This is a genomic window from Aeromonas sp. A600620, assembly GCF_029479985.1.
GTDB lineage: Bacteria > Pseudomonadota > Gammaproteobacteria > Enterobacterales > Aeromonadaceae > Aeromonas > Aeromonas veronii_A.
The window spans coordinates 80792-102566 of the sequence record NZ_JAAKXB010000008.1 but is presented as its reverse complement, the minus strand read 5'-3'; the positions used below and the strand labels follow the sequence as shown (position 1 = coordinate 102566).

Genomic DNA, 21775 nt, shown 5'->3' with positions numbered 1-21775 from the left:
TTATTGCTTTGCCAGCCACATGAGGCCAAGATGCCCGCAGTCATCTATGTTGCACATCGTTTTCGCATCGTGTTTTTCAAGGAGTCAACCATGTCTGTATCCCGTGTCGCCCTGCATCCGCAAGGTCCCACCTTCTCTCGCCTCATCATGGGTTACTGGCGCCTGATGGAGTGGCAGCTCTCTCCGGCCGCTCTGCTCGATCTGATGAAATATCATCTGGATCTGGGGGTCACCACCATCGATCACGCCGATATCTATGGTGGCTACCAGTGCGAAGAGGCCTTTGGTCACGCCCTGCGCCTCGAGCCTTCCCTGCGCAGCCGGATGGAGATCGTCACCAAGTGCGGTATCGCCCTCACCGCCAAGCCGGAGCATGCCCTCAACCACTACAACACCGGCAAGGACCATATCATCGCCAGCGCCGAGGCCTCGCTGCGCAAGCTCGGCACCGACCATCTGGACCTGCTGCTGATCCACCGCCCGGATCCCCTGATGAACGCCGATGAAGTGGCCGACGCCTTTATCACCCTGAAACAGGCGGGCAAGATCAAGCACGCCGGGGTATCCAACTTCACCGCCCGTCAGTTCGAGCTGCTGCAATCGCGCCTCCCCTTCCCGCTGGTCACCAACCAGCTGGAGATCTCGCCGCTTCATCAGGAAGGGGCCCTCGATGGTACCCTGGATCAGTGCCAGCAGCTTGGCATCAAGCCGATGGCCTGGTCATGTCTCGGCGGCGGCCGACTGTTCAGCGATGACGCCTATGCCCCGCTGCGTGCCGAACTGGAGCAGATCCGTCAGGAAGTGGGCGCCCAAACTATCGAGCAGGTGGTCTACGCCTGGGTAATGATGCTGCCAAGCCAGCCGCTGCCATTGATTGGCTCCGGCAAACGGGAGCGGATTGCTGCCGCCGTGGCCGCCGAATCTGTCGAGCTTAACCGCCAGCAGTGGTTCCGCATCCGCAAGGCGGCGCTCGGTTACGACGTCCCCTGATAACAGCAAAACGTCCAGAAACAAAAACGGCATGGGGGAAACCCATGCCGTTTTTTTATTGCCGAGGTACCTTAGCGGTGGCGCTGTTGCGGGCGACCACGGGGAGCATCTGTCTTCGGTTTGGCCTGGTTGACGGTGATGGTACGGCCACCGACTTCTGTGCCATGCAGACCAGCGATGGCCTTTTCGGCATCACCATTGACCGGCATTTCAATAAAACCAAACCCCTTTGACTGGCCGGTATCGCGGTCGATGATGATATCAACCTTGTCGACCTGTCCAAACTGGCTGAACAGGGTTTTCAGTTCGTCGGCCGTCATCCGGTACGACAGATTTCCTACGTAAATCTTCATGCCATCCACTCTCGATTCAAGGTGCCTTCTCTATGCAATTCCCAGCATAACGGTAAGGGCACAACCCCTATGCCGGACCTGCCATGGCTTCATGCCGTGGCCTTCTCCACACTGTCGTCAAGTGATTGATCTCTTGGGTTAACAGTGCAGACAAGATCAATTCGAGTCACTGGCAGTATCTGAGCTTTGCCGGGAATTGTCGAGAAAATAGTCGACTCAGGCCGATTGCAGATCTGACAACCGTTGCGCCAGCATCCGGCGACCGTGCCAGGCCCGTTTAAAGCCGAAGCGATAGACAGACGGGCTCACCAGATGCAGCTCCCCTGCCTTGAGATCTAGCAAGGCCATGGCCGCCGCCAGCTCCTCTTCACTCAGCTGCAGATCGAGGCTGAAGTCGAGCCACTGGCCGTCGTGACCCACTCGCCGCTCCCGCTCGAGCGCCACCAGCTGGTTGCGGGGCAGCGCCAGCGCCTCATCCTTGTTGCCATTGAGCAGATAGATATGCTGTTCGTCCCACCCCAGCTCCGCCAGGCGCCAGGGCTGCCAGCTGCGGGGCAGCGAAACCATGATCCCGGTGATGCCACCAAAGACCACGCCCACCCAGTTGAGCAGCGCCATGGCGCCCCAGCCATCCCACAAGGAGGCCGCCACCACGCCCCAACTCACCAGCAACAGCAGAAAAATGACGCAGCGATAGCGAACCGCTGGCGGCATCAACAGCTGCACCTGCGAACCGGCAAGCAAGGATGTAATACGCATGAAAAGCTCCTGTCATCACGAAATGGCGCCATTGTGAATAGCCATCAGGATGCTGACAAGGGGGTTTTCTTTGTCATCCCCCTATAAAATCAATACCATGGCGTAAATGATTCTCAGTGGAACCCGCTTCTTGACCAGCTCGCAACCCTGTGTGCGCTTTTGTGGCGTCGACAAATTCTATGGCGACTTTCAGGCTCTTCATCACATCGATCTCACCATTGAACGGGGAGAGAAGTGGGTCATCTGTGGCCCGTCAGGCTCGGGAAAATCGACCCTGATCCGCACCATCAACGGGCTGGAGGGGATCGACGACGGCCAGCTGTTCCTGTTTGGCGAGCCGGTAACCCCCGCCTACTTGCGCCGCCTGCAAGGTCGGGTTGGCATGGTGTTTCAGCAGTTCAACCTCTTCCCCCATATGACGGTGCTGGAAAACCTGATGGTGGCGCCGGTGCATACCCTGGGGTTGCGCCCTGAGGAGGCCAAAGCCCGGGCGCTCGGGCTGCTCGAGCGGGTGCGCATTCAGGCGCAGGCCGACAAGTACCCTCACCAGCTCTCCGGCGGCCAGCAGCAGCGGGTCGCCATCGCCCGCTCCCTCTGCATGCAACCCGAGCTGATGCTGTTTGACGAGCCCACCTCCGCCCTCGACCCCGAGATGATCCGCGAAGTGCTCGATGTGATCCGCGAGCTGGCTGACGAGGGGATGACCCTGATCTGCGTCACTCACGAGATGGGCTTTGCCCGTCAGGTGGCGGATCGGGTGCTCTTTATGGATGAGGGGAAAATCATCGAGTCGGCCCCGCCCGCCCAACTGTTCAACGCCCCTCGTCACCCGCGCACCCGGGCCTTCCTCGAACAGGTGCTCAGCTATCATGGCTAGGCTCAATCGCCCCCGCCTGCTCGGCTGGTTGTCAGGCACTGTGATGCTCTCTGCGCTACTGGGCTGGGCGCTCTATAGCGGCGCTCGCCAGATGGGCTATGAGTGGCAGTGGCCGCGGGTGTTGCCCTTTCTCGGCGAGTGGGATGAGGGGACCTTTTATGCCGGCCCCCTGCTAAACGGCCTGCTGGTCACTTTGCAGGTGGCGCTGCTCAGTCTGTTGGGCACGATGGCGGTCGGGGTGTGCGTGGTTAGCCTGCGGCTGCTTCCCTCCAGGCTCGGCCCCTGGCTCGCCATCGCCTATCTGGCGCTGGTGCGCACCACGCCCCAGCTGGTGCAGCTCTATATTCTCTATTTCTTGCTGGGCCCCATGCTGGGATTGGCCCCCCTTGCCTGCGCCGTGTTGAGCCTCTCCCTCTATCAGGGGGCCTTCACCGCCGAAGTGCTGCGTGCAGGTGTACAGGCCATTCCCAAAGGACAGTGGGAGGCAGCCCAGTCGCTTGGCTTGTCACGGGCCATCACCCTGCGCAAGGTGATCCTGCCCCAGCTGGTGCGCATCACCTTGCCGCCGCTCACCAACGAGCTGGTCTCCCTTATCAAACATTCGGCACTGGTGAGTGTGATCGCCATCTTCGATCTGACCAACGAAGGGCGTACTCTGGTTGCCGATACGTTTCTGACCTTTGAGGTGTGGTTTACCGTGGCCGCCCTCTATTTGCTGTTAACCCTGACGCTGTCAGCCTGTTCGCGGGCACTGGCCCGTCACCTGAATCCGGATCAACAAGGACGCTAACCATGAATCTGTCATTCAAGACCACCCTGTCGGGCGCAGCCCTGCTGCTGGCAAGCCTGCTCACTCCGGCACTGGCAGAAACTGCCCCCTCCGACACCCAGGCGCAGATCGAGCAGAGCGGTACCCTGCGGGTCGGCATGTCCACCTTCGCCCCCTGGGCGATGCGCGACAAGCAGGGGGCCCTGATCGGTTTTGAGATTGACGTGGCCCGTCGCCTCGCCACAGATAACGGCTGGCAGGTAGAGTTCGTGCCTACCGCCTGGGATGGCATCATCCCCTCCCTGTTGGCGAAAAAATATGACGTCATCATCGGCGGCCTCACCATCACCCCCGAGCGGGAGAAGAGCGTGCGCTTCACCCAGGCCTACTCCCATTCGGGGGTGCAGCTGGCCGCCTCCAGCACCCTGGCCAAAGAGAAGAAAACAGTGGCGGACTTCAACCAGCGCGGGGTGATCCTGGCGGTACGCCGTGGCGCCTCACCGGTACAGGTGGCAAAAGAACACTTCCCCAAGGCCACCCTGCGCCAGTTTGATGACGAGTCACAGGTATTTCAGGAGGTGCTGAACGGCCGCGCCCACGGCGCCCTCTCCTCTTCCCCGAAACCCGAGCAAGAGGCGCTGCGCCACCCGGATGCCCTCTTTATGCCGTTTGCCAAACCGCTGGCAGAAGGGAGTGAAGGCTTTGCCCTGCGCAAGGGGGATGATGCCCTGGCTGAGCAGTTCAACGAGTGGATCGCCGCCCGTCAGGCCGATGGCTGGCTCAAAGCGCGCCATGACTACTGGTTCAAGTCGCTGGCGTGGGAAGCGCAGGTCGCCAATCCCTGATGCTGATTTCTCTAAAAGAGACCATCCGGCGCATCATCCGTGGGGCATGTCGGAACATCAACTGGCTGGATGGGGCGATCGCCCTGATCCTGCTGCTGGCTGGTCTCTGGCTGGCCAGCCGCCTGCACATCGGGGTGGCCTATCAGTGGCGCTGGCATGAAGCCTTCGACCTGCTGTTCACCCCCGGCCCTCACGGCGAGTTGCCCTACTTTTTCAGCGGTCTGCTCACCACCTTGCGTATCGCGCTGCTTGGCATGGTGCTGGCGCTGCTGCTCGGCACTACGCTGGGGGTGGCGGCGTTCAGTCGTCGCCCGTTTCTGGTTCTGCCAGCCACCCTGTTTATCCAGCTCATCCGCAATCTGCCGCCGCTGGTCTTTATCTTCATCTTCTACTTCTTTATCGCCAACCAACTGTTGCCCGCGAGCGGTCTATCAAGCTGGCTCGGCAACATCTCTATTTCTCCCTGGCTGGAAGTTTTGTTTGGCCCGCCGGCTCGCTGGGAGAACCTCATCTCAGGCACCCTCTGCGTCGGCATGATCAGCGCAGCCTTCGTCGCCGAGATCGTCCGTGCCGGGCTTGCCGCCATCCCCCGTGGCCAGTGGGAGGCGGCGCAGAGCCTCGGACTCTCCCCCTGGGTGCGGCTGCGCCATGTGATCCTGCCGCAGGCCATGCTGCTGATGTTGCCCCCCCTCACCGGCCAGCTCATTGCGTTGGTGAAGGATACCGCCATCGTTTCCCTTATCTCGGTGCAGGAGCTCACCTTCGTCGGCACCGAGATGGCCAACTCCAGCGGACTGGTCTACGAGATCTGGCTGCTGGTGGCCGCGGCCTATTTATTTATATGTTTGAGTCTGTTCGTATTGCTGAGCCGACTCGAAGCAAGACAAGGAGCACGCACATGCTGACGTCCCTGTTGCTGGCGACTGTATTGCAAGCGGAAGCCATCGGTGGTTATGCCGCCGGTTGCCTGAAAAACGGCGTATCCCTGCCCCTCGAAGGGCCGGGTTATCAGGTGATCCGCACCAAACGGCTGCGCTACTACGGCCACCCCGACCTTATCCACTACCTGCAAGCGCTGGCCAACCAGACCCGCATGGCCGGGCTGCCGGATCTCTATATCGCCGATCTGGCGATGGCCCGTGGCGGCCCCTTTACCTCCGGCCATCGCAGCCACCAGACTGGCCTTGATGCCGATATCTGGTTTCGCATGGCCAACCGCCCCATCAGCAAGTGGGAGCAGGATGCCCCCAAGGAGTGGGCACTGATCGACGAACCCAGCTACAAGATGTTACCGGGCCGCTTTGGCCCCCAGCAGCTCACCCTGCTGCGGCTTGCGGCCAGCAAACCCGAGGTGGCCCGCATCTTCGTCAATCCGGTGATCAAATCCGCGGTCTGCCAACAGGCTGGTAACGAACCTTGGGTCGCCAAGCTGCGCCCCTGGGTGGGCCACTTCAGCCACTTCCACGTACGGCTGCGCTGCCCGGCAGGCAGCCCCGATTGCGAGCCCCAGGCTCCCATTCCGCCCGGCAATGGCTGCGGGGAAGAGCTGGCCTCCTGGCTCAAAGACAAGCCCCAGCTGCCCAAGGTCTCCGGCATCAACAAGCGACCTGAGCTACCTGCGCGTTGTGGCAACTGACCCCAAGCTGGTATGGTGGTGCACTCTTGGTCGTACACCATCCATGGCGCACTATCGACTCGAAATACCAAAGGAGAACAACAAGATGGCCACATCACTCTGGCGCAGAACCACGCAGAGCCTGTTGACCCTGACCCTGCTGCTCGGCCTGACCGGCTGCGGCATGAACAACATTCCGACCCTGGATGAGCAGGTCAAGGCGAGCTGGGGACAGGTGGAAAACCAGTATCAGCGCCGCGCCGATCTCATTCCCAATCTGGTGGCAACCGTCAAGGGCTACGCCAGCCATGAGCAGGAGACCCTCAAGGCGGTCACCGATGCCCGTGCCCGGGTCGGCAGCGTGCAGGTGAGCGATCCTGCCCAGCTCAAGGAGTTTGAAGCGGCGCAGAACCAGCTCTCCAGCGCCCTCTCCCGCCTGATGGTGGTGGTAGAACGCTACCCCGAGCTGAAAGCGGATCAGCAGTTCCTTGCCCTGCAGGCTCAACTGGAAGGAACCGAGAACCGCATCTCGGTGGCACGCCGCGACTATATCGAGGCGGTGCGCCAGTTCAATACCGAGATCCGCACCTTCCCCGGCGTTATCTGGTCCAAGCTGCTCTACTCGGATCTGGAAGCCAAACCCAGTTTCAGTGCCAAACCCGGTGCCGATGAGGCGCCCAAGGTCAGCTTCCAATGAAGATGATGCTGCGCTGGTTTCTTCCCTGTCTGCTGCTCTGGGCCACTGCCCTGCAAGCGGCACCCGACTTCCCGACGCTGAGCGGACGGGTTGTGGATGAAGCCAGTCTGATGTCCCGCAAACAGGCCCATCAACTGACCCAGCAACTGGCGGCCTTTGAAAAACGCAGCGGCATCCAGCTGGTGGTGGTCTCTGTCGACAGCCTCGATGGGGAGACTATCGAGGAGTACGGCTACCAGCTCGGTCGCCACTGGGGGATCGGCCAGAAAGGCAAAAACAATGGCGTGCTGTTGCTGATCGCCCAGGATGAGCGCAAGGTTCGCATCGAGGTGGGCTATGGATTGGAAGGCGCCCTGCCCGACGCCATCGCCGCCAACATTATCCATGGCCGCATCCTGCCCGCCTTCAAGCGCGGCGATATGGTGGCCGGGATCATGGCGGGCAGCCAGAGCATCATGAAGGCACTCGCCGGAGAATATCAGCCGGTCGAGCAGCCAAAGAGTGACAACGGTGGCGGCCCCTGGCTGTTTATTCTGGTGGTGATTGCGATGATCGTGCTCCACAACCTGCGCGGGGGTGGCGGCGGTGGGCCGGGAGGACGACGTCGGTCGGCCTACATGGCCGGTGGATTGGGTGCCGGCTCCTTTGGTGGTCGCTCCGGCGGCGGATTCAGCGGTGGCGGCGGCAGTTTTGGCGGCGGCGGAGCCTCCGGTGGCTGGTAACAGGAGTAAAGAGACAAATCATGATTTCTAAACAGTTCTTCCACACGCTTCAGGCCAAGGTGCGCGAAGCGGAGCTAGAGACTGATGCTGAACTGGTCACCGTGCTGGCCCCGGCCAGCGATGGCTATCGCTACATTCCCACCCTCTGGGCGGCGCTGCTGGCGATGCTCACCCCGCTGCTGGTGTTCCAGCTCGGCTTCTGGCTCGGCTGGTACGAAATCCTGCTGGTGCAGTGGTCGGTCTGGCTGCTGCTGAGCCTGCTGTTCCACTGGACCCCCATCAAGATGCGGCTCATCCCGAAGAAGGTTCGCCAGCACCGGGCGGCCCTGATGGCTCGCCTGCAATTTGTCGAGCAAGGGCTGCACCGCACCCGCGACCGGCTCGGGGTGCTGATCTTCGTCTCGGCCGCCGAGCACTATGTAGAAATACTGGTGGATGACGGCATCGCCCAGCATATCGACAACGGCCAGTGGCAGGAGATCATCGACGACTTCGTGGCGCGCGTGCGCAACAAGGAGATCGAACAGGGTTTTCTGGAGTGCGTGGAGCGCGTCAGCGCCATTCTGACCGATGCCTTCCCGGCCACCCGGGATCAAAACGAGCTGCCGGACAGTCTGATCATCCTCGACAAGCCCTGATCCGGTTTAAAAAATCGGCATTCTGCACAAGGGTTAGGCATTCGGAAAAGATTATGAAAAATAAGGGGAAAAGAGGTTGACCCACACAGCCCTTTCCCCTAAATTACGCCCCGTTCCAGCGCAACAGCGCAGCGAACGAAAATTTGGTGAGGTGTCCGAGTGGCTGAAGGAGCACGCCTGGAAAGTGTGTATACGGCAACGTATCGAGGGTTCGAATCCCTCCCTCACCGCCAAATTAAAAAACCGACCTCATGGTCGGTTTTTTGCTTTCCGGAAAACACAAACATCGGTGCCGACAACTGCAACAACGACATAAACAGGTGAGCACTCTCGCCAGACCATCGCCTGTATGAGCAACACCTCCCCGGCACTTCCCATGGAGCAGCTGGTTGGGCATGGGCTTGCTCATCGCCGTTGTGTCATTAGCCGGCATGCCCCCCTTTTCTAACGCTCAGCGACGGGTACCCAGCAAACCACCCTCAGGGCGATGGTGAGGCATGCCACGTCGGCGTCATCTATCTCCTCAGCATGACAGCTTTATGGCAGCCTGAGCGCTCACCACAAGGCTCTGAGCACAGTTTTCCTGTTATCCTCGGCGCACCAGCACCTTACCGCCTCGCGAGAGGCTGGCACAAAAAAAGGCCGCTCAATGAGCGGCCTTCTTCATAACGGGATCAGCAATCAGCTTTCGCGGCGCTTGCCACCGAATTTGCGATCTTTGTTGAAACCACCTTCGCGGCGATCCTTGTTGAACGGACGGTCACCCTGCGGACGGCGATCCTTGTTGAAAGGACGGTCGCCACGGAACGGACGATCACCGCGCGGCGGACGGCTGCTGGTGTTGCCACCGGCCGGCACCTCGGTGTAGCGAGTGATCTGCAGCGGACGCTGGCAAACACGGGCTTTCTTGATCACTTCCAGCACATCGGCGCTAATGCCCTTGGGCAGGTCAACGGTGGAGAAGTCGTCAGCGATGTCGATGTTGCCGATGAAGCGGCTCTCGATATTCGCTTCGTTGGCGATGGCGCCCACGATCTGGCCCGGCTTGACGCCGTGATGGGCACCCACGTCGACACGGTAGCGCTCCATCTCCACGTCCGGGTTGTCTTTCAGCGGACGCGGCTCCAGGGACGGCATGCGACGGGCCGGACGATCGCCACGGTCACCGAAGTCACGACCGCCGCGATCGTTGAAGTCACGACGCTCGAAGCCACCACGATCGTTGCTGTTGTTGAACAGCGGATCCGGGATGGAGTCATCCAGCAGCAGCGGTTGGTCGCCCTGTACCAGCTTGGCCAGTGCGGCAGCCAGCTCCAGCGGATCGGCAGAATCTTCTTCGATCAGCTCGTTTACCAGGTTGTGGTAGATCTCGAGCTCTTCGCCCATCATGGTTTCGCGGATGCGCTCTTTGAACTTGGCCAGACGATGCTGGTTGATGTCCTCGGTGCTCGGCATCTTCATCGGCTCGATGGCCTGACGGGTTGCGTGCTCGATGGCGCGCAGCATGCGGCGCTCGCGCGGAGCCACGAACAAGATGGCCTCGCCCTTGCGACCGGCACGACCGGTACGGCCGATACGGTGAACGTAGGATTCGGTGTCGTACGGAATGTCGTAGTTCACTACGTGGGTGATACGCTCAACGTCCAGACCACGGGCAACCACGTCGGTGGCGATCAGGATGTCCAGCTGGCCCTGACGCAGCTTGTCAACGGTACGCTCACGCAGCTTCTGCGGGATGTCACCGTGCAGCGCTTCACAGGCGTGGCCACGTGCGGCCAGCTTGCCAGCCAGCTCTTCGGCAGCGTTCTTGGTACGTACGAATACCAGCAGGGCTTCGTAGGATTCCACTTCCAGCAGGCGGGTCATGGCGTCCAGCTTGTGCAGACCGGTTACCTGCCAGTAACGCTGGCGAATAGTGGTAGCGGTAGCAGTCTTGGAGGCGATCTTGATCTCTTTGGGCTGCTTCAGGTGCTTCTGGGCCACGCGACGGATCTGCTCCGGCATGGTGGCAGAGAACAGAGCAACCTGACGAGAGCTCGGGCACTGCTCCATGATCCAGTCCACGTCGTCGATGAAGCCCATACGCAGCATTTCATCAGCTTCGTCCAGTACCAGAGCTTTCAGGCCGGAGAGATCCAAGTTCTTGCGACGGATCAGATCCATCACGCGGCCCGGAGTACCGACGACAACCTGGGCACCACGACGCAGGGCGCGGGTCTGGGTTTCGTAGGAGGCACCACCGTAGATCGGCAGCACGTGGAAATCAGGCATGTGGTGTGCATAGCGTTGGCACGCTTCAGCCACCTGCAGCGCCAGTTCGCGGGTAGGCGCCAGCACCAGGATCTGGGTGTTGCGGTTACCAGCTTCCAGACGAGACAACAGAGGCAAGGCAAAAGCAGCGGTCTTCCCTGTACCGGTTTGCGCCTGCCCCAGCAGATCGTGTCCCGCCATCAGGTGGGGAATTGCTGCGGCCTGGATCGGTGACGGGCGCTCATAGCCCACGTCCTGCAGCGCTTTCAATACAGGCGCGGCCAGTCCAAGCTCACTAAAAAGGGGCAGTTGTTCGGTATCAGACATAGATTCTTCCAGATTAAGGCAGGCGGCTAACACCGCGGAATAGCAAAAAGGCGGCGATTATAGCGCCACTTTGTTCTGCTGTCTTGAAAAATGTGATAAGCCTCTCAAGACGTTGGCAATTATAGAGGGATCTGGCGAGTATGGCTTGCTTATTTTGCACTCATAGTGCGTTATTGCAGATCACTCCTCTCTGGAGTCCTTGCCCCGCTTGTGTTTGAGCACCGCCATGGTCAGTCGGCTGGTGCACAATAAACGCTCACGTTCGTCCCGAATTTCAATCTGCCACACCTGGGTCGTTGCTCCCAGATGGAGCGGCGTGCAACGCCCGGTCACCACCCCTTCCCGCTTGGCTCGCAGATGGTTGGCATTCACCTCCAGCCCCACACAGTAGCTATCTGGCCCGACAGCCATATTGGCGGCAATCGATCCCAAGGTTTCCGCCAGCACCACGGATGCGCCGCCATGCAGCATGCCAAGGGGCTGGTGCGTACGGTGATCCACCGGCATGATCGCTTCCAGCCAATCGGAGCCAAAAGCCGTGTAGACGATATCGAGATGGGCCATCAGGGTGTTGCGAGAGGTGGCGTTGAGCCCCTCCAGACTCATGGGTTTACGCCAGATGGGCGCAATATCGTGGCTCATTGCGAGCAGACTCCTTATGTAAGCGATGAATGCGTACCGATATGAGTGAAACGCCCTCCATCGACAAAATGGTTCGGTTATATGAGTTGTTGGTTACCGGGTGACATGTTAACAACGCAGCCCCGACTCGGAACTGCGTGTTACACAATCATGCCCTTAAGCGGGATGTCACCAGGGGTAGGTAACGCCGGGCCACTCAGCCCAGGGCACTTCTCGCCCCGGCAAGCGGGGGTCTGGCCACTGCCAAACGTTGGCGAGCCAGTCGCGCAGCTGAATCTCCAGCTCCTCATCCGTGATTGGCGCCTCGGCCACCTTCCAGAAGAAGAGCTCCACCGCTACCTCAGGCAACACCGAGGGGTAGAGATAAACCCCGCCCCAAAATTGCGGCTCCCGATCCGGGCTCCAGAGGCCATAGGCAAAGGAGCGCTTGGCCAGAAACTCCGACTGCTGCAACTCCAGATCCCCTTCGTGCTGGCTCAGGCTGAAGTTGGCGGAGGGCCAGATATCATTCGGGCGAAACAGCTGATGGAGCTGCTCACGCTCGCGCAACATGGCGACAAACTCCACCACCGCCTGAGCGGGGGTGGCGGGTAATAGCAAGAAACGCGGGTGCCGATAGGCCTTCGGCACCCGAAACCGCTTGGGAAACGTCAGCATCAGAGCAGCTCCAGCAGGGCTTGCAATGGATGTTTGAGCTTTTCCCCCTCCATCCGCTTGACCTGACTGCGGCACGAATAGCCGGTCGCCAGACAGCGCGCTTTGGGTAGACGGGCTAGCGGGTCAGCCCAGCTCAACCCATAAATGCCCTTGGAGTTCTCCACCTGTTTGACGTCGTGACCATAGGTGCCCGCCATACCGCAGCAACCCACAGAGACTGGCTGCAAGCTGGCCCCGAAGCGGCCAAACAGGGTGCTCCAGTCGCCGTGAGTGGAGGGCTTGGCGGTCTTCTCGGTGCAGTGGGCAAAGAGATACCAGGGCTCGCCCCCCTCCTCGCTCTTGGTCTTGTCAGTGCGAGCAGGCAGTTGATCTGCTGGCAGCGAGAGCAGCCACTCCTGCGGCAACAACACCTGAAAATCACCGCGGGCCGACCCCAGCGCCTTGGCATACTCGTCGCGATAGCAGAGCACCATGGCCGGATCCACCCCCACCATGGGAATGCCAAGCGCCGCCACCTTGTTGAGGAACTGGGCGCTGTTGGCCGCTGTACGGGCAAAGGCGCGCAGGAACCCCTTGATATGCTGGGGTTTACCGTTGGGTTTAAAGGGCAGCAAGTAGGGCTGGAAGCCGAGCTTGCTGGCGAGTTTCACCAGGTCGCGCACCACAGGGGCGTCGTAATAACTGGTGAAGGGATCCTGCACGATGAGCACCACCTGCTTGCGCTGCTCGACGCTCATCCGCTCCAGTCCCGGCAGATCAAAATAGCGGGCACGGTTATCGTGCAGGCTCTCGGCAAGGGTCGGCACTGAGAGCAGCGGCACATCCACCATGCCGATGCTCTTCTCGGTCGCCTTCTGGGCCCACTCTTTTTCGAGGAAAAAGTTGACCAGCTTCGGCGCCTTGGCAAGCAACGGCGCATAGCTCTCCACCGTGCCGACGAAGTAATCCTTGGGGGCGCGCAGGTAGCGGCCATGATAAAGCTGCATAAAGCGGGCGCGAAAATCTGGCACATCCACCTTGATCGGGCACTGGCTGGTGCACGCCTTGCAGGCCAGACAGCCAGCCATCGCCTCCATCACCTCGTGGGAGAAATCATACTCGCCGCGCTGTTTGGCCCAGCTGTTGCGCACCTTGTCCACCAGCTGTTTAAAGCGCACACCACCGGATTGCAGCGCCACCTCTTCCGCCAACGGGTCGAAGCCCTGCTCTGCCAGCTGACGCAACCATTCACGCATCAGGCCCGCCCGCCCCTTGGGGGAGTGGCGACGATCACGGCTGATCTTGACCGAGGGGCACATGGGGGAGTCGGTCTCGAAGGTGAAGCAGAGACCGTTGCCGTTGCAATCCATGGCGCGGGTGTAGCTGGTGCGCACCGCGAGCGGGATCTGGCGATCATACTTGCCGCGTTTGGGGCCATCCACCGACACCAGCTCGGCGCCGCTACCATAGGGGATACAGATCTTGCCCGGGTTGATGCGGTTGCCCGGGTCGAATACCCCCTTGACCCGCTGCAGCTCTTCCCACAGTTCGCCAAAGAAGGCGGGGCTGTATTCGGAGCGAAAGCCCTTGCCGTGCTCGCCCCACATCAGGCCGCCATATTTGGCGGTGAGCGCCACCACCTGATCGGAGATGCGGCGCAGCAGCACCTCCTGCTCGGGATCGCACAAATCGAGCGCCGGGCGCACGTGCAGCACACCGGCATCGACGTGGCCAAACATGCCGTAGTCGAGGCCGTGGGCGTCGAGCAGGGCACGAAACTCCATGATGAAATCGGCCAGTGACTCTGGCGGCACGGCGGTATCTTCGGTGAAGGCGACCGGCTTCTTGCGTCCTTCAGCGTTGCCCAGCAGCCCCACCGACTTCTTGCGCATGGTGTAGATGGTCTCGATGCTCGGCAGGTGGTCACACACCTGATAGCCGATGATCCCCGCCTCCCCCTTGGCCAGCAGGTCGTCGATACGGCGGCAGAGCTCCGCCACCTTGGCCTTGTGTTCTGCCTCGTCGGTATCGGCAAACTCGACGATGTTGAGCCCCTGCAGATCCTTGCCGGGCACATCCTGAATAAGTTCTTTCACCGAATGCCAGATGATGTCGGCACGGGCCAGCCCAAGCACCCGGGAGTCCACCGTCTCCACCGACAGCGCTTGCGCCTGCACCATAAAGGGGGCGTTGCGCAGAGCCGAAGGAAAGCTGTCGTACTTGACGTTCACGAGCGTACGGTAGCGCGGGATGGGGGTGATATTTAGTTTGGCCTCGGTGATAAAGCCCAAGGATCCTTCCGAGCCGCACAGCACCCGACTCACATCCAGCGTGTCGGTATCGGGTTGATAGAGGTGCTTGAGATCGTAACCGGTCAGAAAGCGATTGAGCTTGGGGAAGGTCGCCTCGATGTCGGCGCGACGCTCCTTGCCGATGCGATAGAGGGTGCGATAGATCTCCCCTTCCCGATTCTCCAGCGCCAGCTTGTCGGCCAGTCGCTCACCGGTCAGCGGCTCGGTGGCCATGATGTCACCGTTCTCCAGCACCGCCTTGAGACCCAGCACGTGATCCGAGGTTTTACCGTAAACGAGGGACCCCTGCCCCGAGGCGTCGGTGTTGATCATGCCCCCTAAGGTGGCGCGGTTGGAGGTGGAAAGATCCGGCGAGAAGAAGTAGCCATGGGGCTTGAGATAGGCGTTGAGCTGGTCTTTCACCACCCCGGCCTGGGCACGCACCCACCCCTCTTCCAGATTAATTTCCATGATCTGGTTCATATAACGGGAGAGATCGACGATAATGCCGCCGCCCAATGACTGGCCATTGGTGCCGGTACCGCCACCGCGAGGGAAAAAACTCAGGGAGGCGAACGCCGGCTCAGCCACCAGCTTGAGCATCACTGCTATGTCATCCGCACTGCGCGGATAGAGAACCGCCTGAGGTACTACCTGATAGACGCTGTTATCCGTCGCCATCGCTAATCGGCTTGCATAAGACTTTTCGATATCACCACGAAAGGCGCTGCGCCCTAGCAACTCTAGGAACGACAGGGTTGTGGGTGACAAACTGTCCTGGTAATCGAGTCTCGGGATCATGAATCCTTGTTCCCTTATTTGCTTGATGCCGGCACGCCGGCGACAACGACTGGCCAGCCGCCTGTCAATGGCAGTCAGGCCAGTCCGCTCACATGTGAGCGGGCAGTATATCAGCTAGAAAACCGCTTGCGCTTGGCAATATTCACCATTTGAAAGGAGGACTTTTATGGCTCACCACAGCCATGTTATCAGTACGCTGGTCACCACCGAAAAACAGGCGCTTACCCTGTCGCTGTTCGGTTGTATCACCTTTGCCATCTTCGGCATCGGCTACGGCCTCTTCGTCGGTTCCAACGCCATCATGCTCGATGGTATCTTCACCCTGTTCAGCATGGGCATGACAGGCCTCGGTCTTGTTACCGCCTATCTCGTTACCCGTCCTTCCGATGCGCGCTTCCAGTATGGCTACGCCCACTTCGAGCCCATCACCAACGTTATCAACGGCTCCATTATTCTGCTGCTCTGCCTTGGCGCTCTCTATAGCGGCATCACCACCCTGCTGGATGGCGGACGAGAGATCGATCTCGGCCACGCCCTTATCTATGCCGCCGTCTCCACCTTCTTCTGCGCCATCATCTATCGCATCGAAGCCCAGGTTGCCGAACAGGTAGACTCCGAGCTGGTGCGGGTCGACTCCAAGGAGTGGCTGGTGGATACCCTGCTCAGCGCCACCCTGCTTATCGGTTTCGTGGTCGCCATTGGCCTTGATGCCATCGGCTACGGCCAATACAACCGCTACATAGACCCGGTGCTGGTCTCGCTGCTGGCCCTCTGTGCCACCCTCATTCCCATCAAGGTGCTCGGTCGCAACCTGCGGGAAGTGCTGAAAATTGCCCCCAGAGGGGATGTCTCCCAACTGGTCGAGAGCGAAGTCGAGGCGCTGCGCCAGCGCCATGGCGTCGAGTGCTACAGCCATCTGGCCAAGAGCGGGCGCCGCTTCGATCTGGAATTGAACATTCTGGTGGCACCGGGCCAGGAGTGGCCGGTCGAACGGCAGGATGCCCTGCGCCAGGAGCTCTGGTCCCGCCTCGGCGATAGCCTTGGGGATGCCTGGCTGTCGGTCTGTTTCACCCGCGAAAAGCGCTGGTTGTAACGACCGCACGGGGGAGCGCGGCACCGCCGCCTCCCCCTGTCGCATCACAACCCCCGATTACGCCCACTGACGCGGCTCTTGCCAAATCGGCGCCAGCCGCTATCATCAGGGCTCATTTTTCACCCGAGGTTTTATTGCCCATCATGGACAATCCCCGAAGTTGCCCTTCGTCTCTCTCTGTCAAAGCCTATCTTTTTCTGCTTCATCAGCGCCTCTGAATAACACCTTTGCCTTGCTGTTACTGCGGCCATCGTGCGCCGTGATCACTCTCTGCTCTGTCTGTTTTTATTGAGGTCATACAATGGAATTGCTGCTGGATCCCCATATCTGGATCGGTCTGTTTACCCTGATCATTCTGGAAATCGTGCTGGGGATCGACAACCTGGTCTTTATCGCCATCCTGGTGAAAAAACTGCCCCCCGCCCAACGGGACAAGGCACGCATCATCGGCCTGTCGCTGGCCCTGCTGATGCGACTTGGACTCTTGAGCGTCATGTCATGGCTGGTCACCCTGACCACCCCGATTTTGCACCTGTGGGATCACCCCTTCTCCGGTCGGGACCTGATCCTGATGGGAGGCGGCCTGTTCCTGCTGTTCAAGGCTACCTCCGAGCTGCATGAGCGGCTGGAAGCCAAACCCCAGGATGACGGCCCTGTCGGCGCCTACGCCAGCTTCGGCGTGGTGATCGCCCAAATTCTGGTGCTCGATGCGGTCTTCTCGCTCGACTCCATCATCACCGCCGTCGGCATGGTGGAACACCTTGGCGTCATGATGGCCGCCGTGACCATCGCCATGGTGGTGATGGTGCTCGCCTCCAAGCCGCTGACCCGCTTCGTCAACGCCCACCCGACCGTGGTGGTGCTCTGCCTGAGCTTCCTACTGATGATCGGTTTCAGCCTGGTGGCGGAGGGCTTTGGCTTCCATATTCCGAAGGGCTACCTCTACGCAGCCATCGGCTTCTCGGTGCTGATCGAGTTTTTCAACCAGCTGGCCCAGCGCAGCGCCATGCGTCACGAATCCAAGCTGCCCCTGCGTGAGCGCACCACCGCCGCCATCTTCAAATTGATGGGGAGCAAGGCGTATCAGGACAGACCGGATGACGATCTGGATGCCGCACCTGCCGAACCGCTCAGCTTTGGCGAGGAGGAGCGCTATATGGTGACCGGCGTGCTGTCGCTGGCCGAGCGCTCCATTCGCACCATCATGACCCCGCGCTCCGAGATGGCCTGGATCGATATCAACGACTCCAGCGACGAAATCCGTGCCCTGCTGCAGCGCGAGCCCCACAGCCTGTTCCCTATCTGTGACGGGGATCTGGACGAGGTGATCGGGGTGGTCAAGGCGCGCGACCTGCTGTTTGCCTTGAACGAAGGGCAATCCTTGAGCGAACTGGCCAAGCAGAACGACCCCATTATCGTGCCGCAGACCATCAACGTGATTAAGCTGCTGGCGGAGCTGCGCAAAGCCAAGGGGAGCCTTATTCTGGTCTCCGACGAGTTTGGCGTGATCCAGGGGCTGGTCACCACCCACGATCTGCTGGAGGCCATCGTCGGCGAGTTGCCGGACGAGGACGAAACCCCGGATATCGTGCGCGATGGCGAAGGGTGGCTGATCAACGGCAGCACCAACATCCACCATGTGGAACAGGTGCTGGAGCACGAGGGGCTGGTGAGCGAAAGCGACGAGTACGTGACCCTGGCCGGCATGCTGCTCTCCCACTTCGGCACCCTGCCCACCCCGGGTCAGCAGTTGCAACTGCAGCAGCTCAACTTCGAGGTGATCGAGGTGAGCGAGCGGCGCATCGAGCGGGTGAAAGTGATGCCCGCCGCGGCTTGAGCCAGCCACCGGCAGAAAACAGAAGAGGGCCAGACGGTCCTCTTTTTTATGCTTCAACTTTATGCCTCAACGCCTCCTTTCCTGGCGGGTTGCACTGATTGCTGCATCAAGCACAATTCTCTTGTGCAATTACCCCTCTTTTTCACAACAAGATGGCGGCATAAAGTGGCCTCACTTCCACCATGAGGAACTCAAGATGAGCCACGATCACCTGTTCTGCCCGCTGCGCCTCGGCCAGCTGCACCTTGCCAACCGCATCGTCATGCCCCCCATGACCCGCTCCCGTGCCAGTCAGCCCGGTGATGTGGCCAACGCCATGATGGCGAGCTACTACGCCCAGCGCGCCGAGGCGGGCCTGATCATCAGCGAAGGCACCCAAATCGACCCCATGGGCAAGGGCTATGCCTGGACGCCGGGGATCTACAGCGCCGAGCAGGTCGCTGGCTGGAAACTGGTGACCGATGCCGTGCATGCCAAGGGGGGCACCATCTTCGCCCAGCTCTGGCACGTGGGCCGGGTCACCCATCCCGACAACATCGGCGGCGCCCAGCCCATCTCCGCTTCAGCCCTGCCCGCAGTGGGCGTCAAGGTGTTTGTCGATAACGGCAGCGATGCGCCGGGCTTTGTCGAGACCGTCACTCCGCGCGCCATGACCCAGGCCGATATCGATGCGGTGGTGGGCCAGTTCCGTCAGGCGGCCCGCAACGCCATCAGCGCCGGTTTTGACGGCATCGAGCTGCACGCCGCCAACGGTTATCTGATCAACCAGTTCCTCGACTCCGAATCCAACGCCCGCACCGACAGTTATGGCGGATCGCTGGAGAACCGGCTGCGTTTCCTCAAAGAGGTGACCGAGGCGGTCAGTAGCGAAATCGGGGCCGAACGTGTCGGGGTGCGTCTTGCGCCACTCACCACCCTCAACGGCACAGTCGATGCCAATCCGCAGGAGACCTATCTGGCGGCCGCTCGTCTGCTGGGCCAGCTCAACGTGGTCTACCTGCACATTGCCGAGGCGGACTGGGACGATGCCCCCCTGATGCCGGAGCACTTCAAGCAGGGTCTGCGGGATGCCTTCCCCAACACCCTGATCTATGCCGGCAAATATGATGGCGAGCGGGCTCGCGCCGCCCTCGAAGCCGGCTGGGCCGACATGATTGGCTTTGGCCGCCCCTTCGTCGCCAACCCGGATCTGCCGAACCGTCTGCGTCACGGCTATCCACTGGCCCCCCACGATCCGGCCACCCTGTTTGGCGGCGGCGAAAAAGGGCTGACAGACTACCCCGTCTATCAGGCCGAGGACGCAACCACCAGCCGCTGATTGCCGATGGCCAACCGGCTATGTAACGCAGGCTCCACAGGTTGGGGCCTGCCGTATTGTTGCCCATTCGCAGCAGTGGCAGTTTCTCTGTCTTGCTGTTGCAATGATCTCGTTGTTCTCTCCCCTCGCTTTCACAAGGAGTCATCATGAATCACACCCAAGCCTGGTGCTGGCATGCCCCCGGTGAACCGACCCAGCTTACCCTCGCCGCTCTGCCCCTGGCACCGCTCGCCCCTGACGAGGTGCTGGTCGCAAACCGGGTCATCGCCTTCAATCCGGTGGACTGGAAGCTGATCGAATATGGCCACTCCAACTGGCAGGATGGTCAGGTGCCCGGCGTCGATGGCATGGGCACTATCGTGGCCCTCGGCGCCAACGTCAGCCATCTGCGTCTCGGCACCCGGGTCGCCTATCACACCGACCTGCGCCACCACGGCAGCTTTGCCCGCCACACTAGAGTACCGGCCCGCGCCCTGCTGCCGGTGCCCGATGCCCTAAGTGACGAGGCGGCCGCCGCCCTGCCCTGTCCCGGCCTCACCGCCTGGCAGGCGCTGGCCAAGTTGCCGCGCCTGCACGGGGAAGCGCTACTCATCACCGGTGCTGGCAGCAGCGTCGGCCGCTTTGTGGTGCAGCTCGCCATCCAGCAAGGAGCGCGGGTCTTTGCCAGCGCCAGTCCACGCCACCATCAGTGGCTCAAACAGATAGGTGTGCAGGGGGTGGCCGATTATCGGGATCCCGAGTGGCTGGCCACCTTGCAGACTGCCAACGGCAACGAGCCGTTTGAGGGGATCATCGATCTGGTCTCCAGCCAACAGGCCGAGAGCCTGCTGCCCGCCCTTGGCTACTACGGTCACATGGTGACTGTGCTCGGGCGCATCCCGCACAATCCGCTACCCGCCTTTAGCCATTGCCACTCATTGCACGAGATTGCGCTGGGCGCCCAGCACGCCTTTGGCACCGACAAGCAGTGGAGCCGACTGGTGGCCGCCGGTGTCGCCATGATGGCGCAGATGGCGAGTGGCGAGCTGACCCTGCCGCCACTGGTGGTCGGCGACTTTGAGGCACTGCCGACCCTACTCGAGCGTTTCAAGCGCGAAGGACAGGGCGAGAAGTTTCTGGTGCGAGTGGCTTAACGCTGACTTTCCCTGATAACCACACCGACCATTGAAACGAAAGAGGCCCGCCAGTGATAGCGGGCCTCTCTTTATATAGTGCATGTCATCTCGACTTCATTGGCGCCTGACTCAATGCAGGATCACCCCGTGAGTCGCGGCATAACTGCGGATCTCCCGGGTCAGGCGCGCCTTGTCGGCCAAAGAGAGCCAGCTCGCCTCCACCGCATTGAGCGACAAGCGGCAGAGCTGGCTCATGGTCGCGCCAAGGCCATCGGCCAGCGCCGCAAAGTTGGCATTCATATAGCCGCCAAAGTAGGCGGGATCGTCCGAGTTGATGGTGACGCAGAGCCCCTGCTCCAGCAGTCGCAACACATTGTGCTGGGCCATATTGCCGAACACCTTGAGCCGGGTGTTGGAGAGGGGACAGACGGTGAGCGGCAGCCGGGTATCCGCCAGATAGCGCAGCAACTCGGGATCATCGGCCGAGCGCACCCCGTGATCGATGCGGCATACCTGCAGCTCGTTGATCGCCTGCCAGATGTAGTCGGCAGGCCCCTCTTCACCGGCATGGGCCACCACCGGCAGCCCCAGCTCGCGGCATTTGGCAAAGACCCGGGCAAACTTGGTCGGCGGATTGCCCCTCTCCCCCGAGTCGAGGCCGATGCCGTGAATACGTGACAGGAAGGGCATAGCCTCTTCCAACGTCGCAAAGGCCTCCTCCTCGCTCAGGTGGCGCAAAAAGCTCATGATAAGGCGCCAGCTGATGCCAAACTCCTGCTCTCCGATCTGCAGCGCCCGCTCGATGCCGCCCAGCACAGTAGCAAAAGGGACACCGCGGGCGGTGTGGGTCTGCGGGTCAAAGAAGATCTCCACATGCACCACCTTGTCGGCAGCACAACGTTCAAGATAGGCCCAGGTGAGGTCGAAAAAATCCTGCTCGGTCACCAGCACGCTGGCGCCGCGATAGTAGAGGTCGAGAAAAGATTGCAGGCAGTCAAAGTCATAGGCGGCGCGCACGCTGGCGACATTGGGCCAGGGCAGTGGCACACCGTTGCGGCGGCCCAGCTCAAACATCAACTCGGGTTCGAGGCTGCCCTCGATATGCAGGTGCAGCTCCAGTTTCGGCAGTCCGGCGATAAATTGCGCGGCGGTGAGGTGTTCGGTTGTGACTGGCTTGGGAATCGGGGTGTCCATAGCGAC

At 60.9% G+C, this 21775-nt stretch carries 20 protein-coding genes and 1 tRNA gene; 14 read left to right on the top strand and 7 right to left on the bottom strand.

Annotated features, from left to right (window positions below; translation table 11 throughout):
- The first annotated feature begins 90 nt into the window (after positions 1-90).
- Complete coding sequence (locus G5533_RS11955; RefSeq protein ID WP_202002274.1) at positions 91-990, top strand: aldo/keto reductase; 900 nt, start codon at positions 91-93, stop codon at positions 988-990.
- Positions 991-1061: 71 nt separating this feature from the next.
- Here the strand turns inward: G5533_RS11955 and G5533_RS11950 are convergent, their stop codons facing one another.
- Together G5533_RS11950 and G5533_RS11945 are read right to left on the bottom strand one after the other, a co-directional pair.
- Positions 1062-1343: an RNA recognition motif domain-containing protein gene (locus G5533_RS11950; protein ID WP_005337180.1), complete on the bottom strand. Its 282-nt coding sequence runs from the start codon at positions 1341-1343 to the stop codon at positions 1062-1064.
- A gap of 216 nt (positions 1344-1559) precedes the next feature.
- On the bottom strand, positions 1560-2102 hold the full coding sequence (locus G5533_RS11945) for a hypothetical protein (RefSeq protein ID WP_058057416.1): 543 nt from the start codon (positions 2100-2102) through the stop codon (positions 1560-1562).
- A gap of 106 nt (positions 2103-2208) precedes the next feature.
- Here G5533_RS11945 and G5533_RS11940 point away from each other — a divergent pair, with 106 nt between their 5' ends.
- The 9 genes from G5533_RS11940 (at position 2209) to G5533_RS11900 (ending at position 8498) form a co-directional block, all read left to right on the top strand.
- Positions 2209-2979 carry an amino acid ABC transporter ATP-binding protein gene (locus tag G5533_RS11940; RefSeq protein ID WP_441254842.1) on the top strand — a complete coding sequence of 257 codons (771 nt, stop codon included), beginning with the start codon at positions 2209-2211 and terminating at the stop codon, positions 2977-2979.
- On the top strand, positions 2972-3769 hold the full coding sequence (locus G5533_RS11935) for an amino acid ABC transporter permease (RefSeq protein ID WP_139442151.1): 798 nt from the start codon (positions 2972-2974) through the stop codon (positions 3767-3769). The genes G5533_RS11940 and G5533_RS11935 overlap by 8 nt, the downstream gene beginning before the upstream one ends.
- Before the next feature lie 2 nt (positions 3770-3771).
- Positions 3772-4593 carry a transporter substrate-binding domain-containing protein gene (locus G5533_RS11930; RefSeq protein ID WP_441254841.1) on the top strand — a complete coding sequence of 274 codons (822 nt, stop codon included), beginning with the start codon at positions 3772-3774 and terminating at the stop codon, positions 4591-4593.
- The gene (locus G5533_RS11925) at positions 4593-5498 is read left to right on the top strand and encodes an amino acid ABC transporter permease (protein ID WP_441254840.1); all 906 of its coding nucleotides are present in this window, start codon (positions 4593-4595) and stop codon (positions 5496-5498) included. The genes G5533_RS11930 and G5533_RS11925 overlap by 1 nt, the downstream gene beginning before the upstream one ends.
- Positions 5492-6229: a penicillin-insensitive murein endopeptidase gene (gene mepA, locus G5533_RS11920; protein ID WP_103251755.1), complete on the top strand. Its 738-nt coding sequence runs from the start codon at positions 5492-5494 to the stop codon at positions 6227-6229. Before G5533_RS11925 ends, mepA begins: the two co-directional genes overlap by 7 nt.
- Before the next feature lie 85 nt (positions 6230-6314).
- Positions 6315-6905 carry a LemA family protein gene (locus G5533_RS11915; RefSeq protein ID WP_005346564.1) on the top strand — a complete coding sequence of 197 codons (591 nt, stop codon included), beginning with the start codon at positions 6315-6317 and terminating at the stop codon, positions 6903-6905.
- Positions 6902-7627 (top strand): TPM domain-containing protein, encoded by a 726-nt coding sequence (locus G5533_RS11910; RefSeq protein ID WP_005337195.1) that lies wholly within the window; start codon positions 6902-6904, stop codon positions 7625-7627. Before G5533_RS11915 ends, G5533_RS11910 begins: the two co-directional genes overlap by 4 nt.
- A 20-nt stretch (positions 7628-7647) precedes the next feature.
- Positions 7648-8265, top strand: coding sequence for a TPM domain-containing protein (locus tag G5533_RS11905; RefSeq protein WP_005337196.1), 618 nt, complete (start codon positions 7648-7650; stop codon positions 8263-8265).
- A gap of 145 nt (positions 8266-8410) precedes the next feature.
- Positions 8411-8498 (top strand) — tRNA-Ser (locus tag G5533_RS11900).
- A 448-nt stretch (positions 8499-8946) separates the two neighbouring features.
- Here the strand turns inward: G5533_RS11900 and G5533_RS11895 are convergent.
- The 4 genes from G5533_RS11895 to ydiJ form a co-directional block, all read right to left on the bottom strand.
- Positions 8947-10842, bottom strand: a complete 1896-nt coding sequence (locus G5533_RS11895) for a DEAD/DEAH box helicase (RefSeq protein WP_199258754.1) — start codon at positions 10840-10842, stop codon at positions 8947-8949.
- A 180-nt stretch (positions 10843-11022) separates the two neighbouring features.
- On the bottom strand, positions 11023-11484 hold the full coding sequence (locus tag G5533_RS11890; RefSeq protein ID WP_227342547.1) for a hotdog fold thioesterase: 462 nt from the start codon (positions 11482-11484) through the stop codon (positions 11023-11025).
- A 168-nt stretch (positions 11485-11652) separates the two neighbouring features.
- On the bottom strand, positions 11653-12141 hold the full coding sequence (locus G5533_RS11885) for a hypothetical protein (RefSeq protein ID WP_421255215.1): 489 nt from the start codon (positions 12139-12141) through the stop codon (positions 11653-11655).
- Positions 12141-15212: a D-2-hydroxyglutarate dehydrogenase YdiJ gene (gene ydiJ, locus G5533_RS11880; protein ID WP_441254839.1), complete on the bottom strand. Its 3072-nt coding sequence runs from the start codon at positions 15210-15212 to the stop codon at positions 12141-12143. Before ydiJ ends, G5533_RS11885 begins: the two co-directional genes overlap by 1 nt.
- 166 nt (positions 15213-15378) lie before the next feature.
- Between ydiJ and G5533_RS11875 the strand changes: the two genes are divergently transcribed.
- From G5533_RS11875 to G5533_RS11860, 4 genes are all read left to right on the top strand, one after another.
- The gene (locus G5533_RS11875) at positions 15379-16305 is read left to right on the top strand and encodes a cation diffusion facilitator family transporter (RefSeq protein ID WP_266135624.1); all 927 of its coding nucleotides are present in this window, start codon (positions 15379-15381) and stop codon (positions 16303-16305) included.
- A gap of 301 nt (positions 16306-16606) precedes the next feature.
- Complete coding sequence (locus G5533_RS11870) at positions 16607-18142, top strand: TerC family protein (protein WP_266135625.1); 1536 nt, start codon at positions 16607-16609, stop codon at positions 18140-18142.
- A 196-nt stretch (positions 18143-18338) separates the two neighbouring features.
- Positions 18339-19460, top strand: coding sequence for an alkene reductase (locus G5533_RS11865; RefSeq protein WP_441254838.1), 1122 nt, complete (start codon positions 18339-18341; stop codon positions 19458-19460).
- 146 nt (positions 19461-19606) lie between these two features.
- On the top strand, positions 19607-20593 hold the full coding sequence (locus G5533_RS11860) for an alcohol dehydrogenase catalytic domain-containing protein (protein ID WP_441254837.1): 987 nt from the start codon (positions 19607-19609) through the stop codon (positions 20591-20593).
- Between the two features lie 111 nt (positions 20594-20704).
- Here the strand turns inward: G5533_RS11860 and G5533_RS11855 are convergent, their stop codons facing one another.
- A complete protein-coding gene (locus tag G5533_RS11855) occupies positions 20705-21769 on the bottom strand; it encodes an adenosine deaminase (protein ID WP_441254836.1) in 1065 nt (354 codons plus the stop codon).
- Positions 21770-21775: the final 6 nt, after the last annotated feature.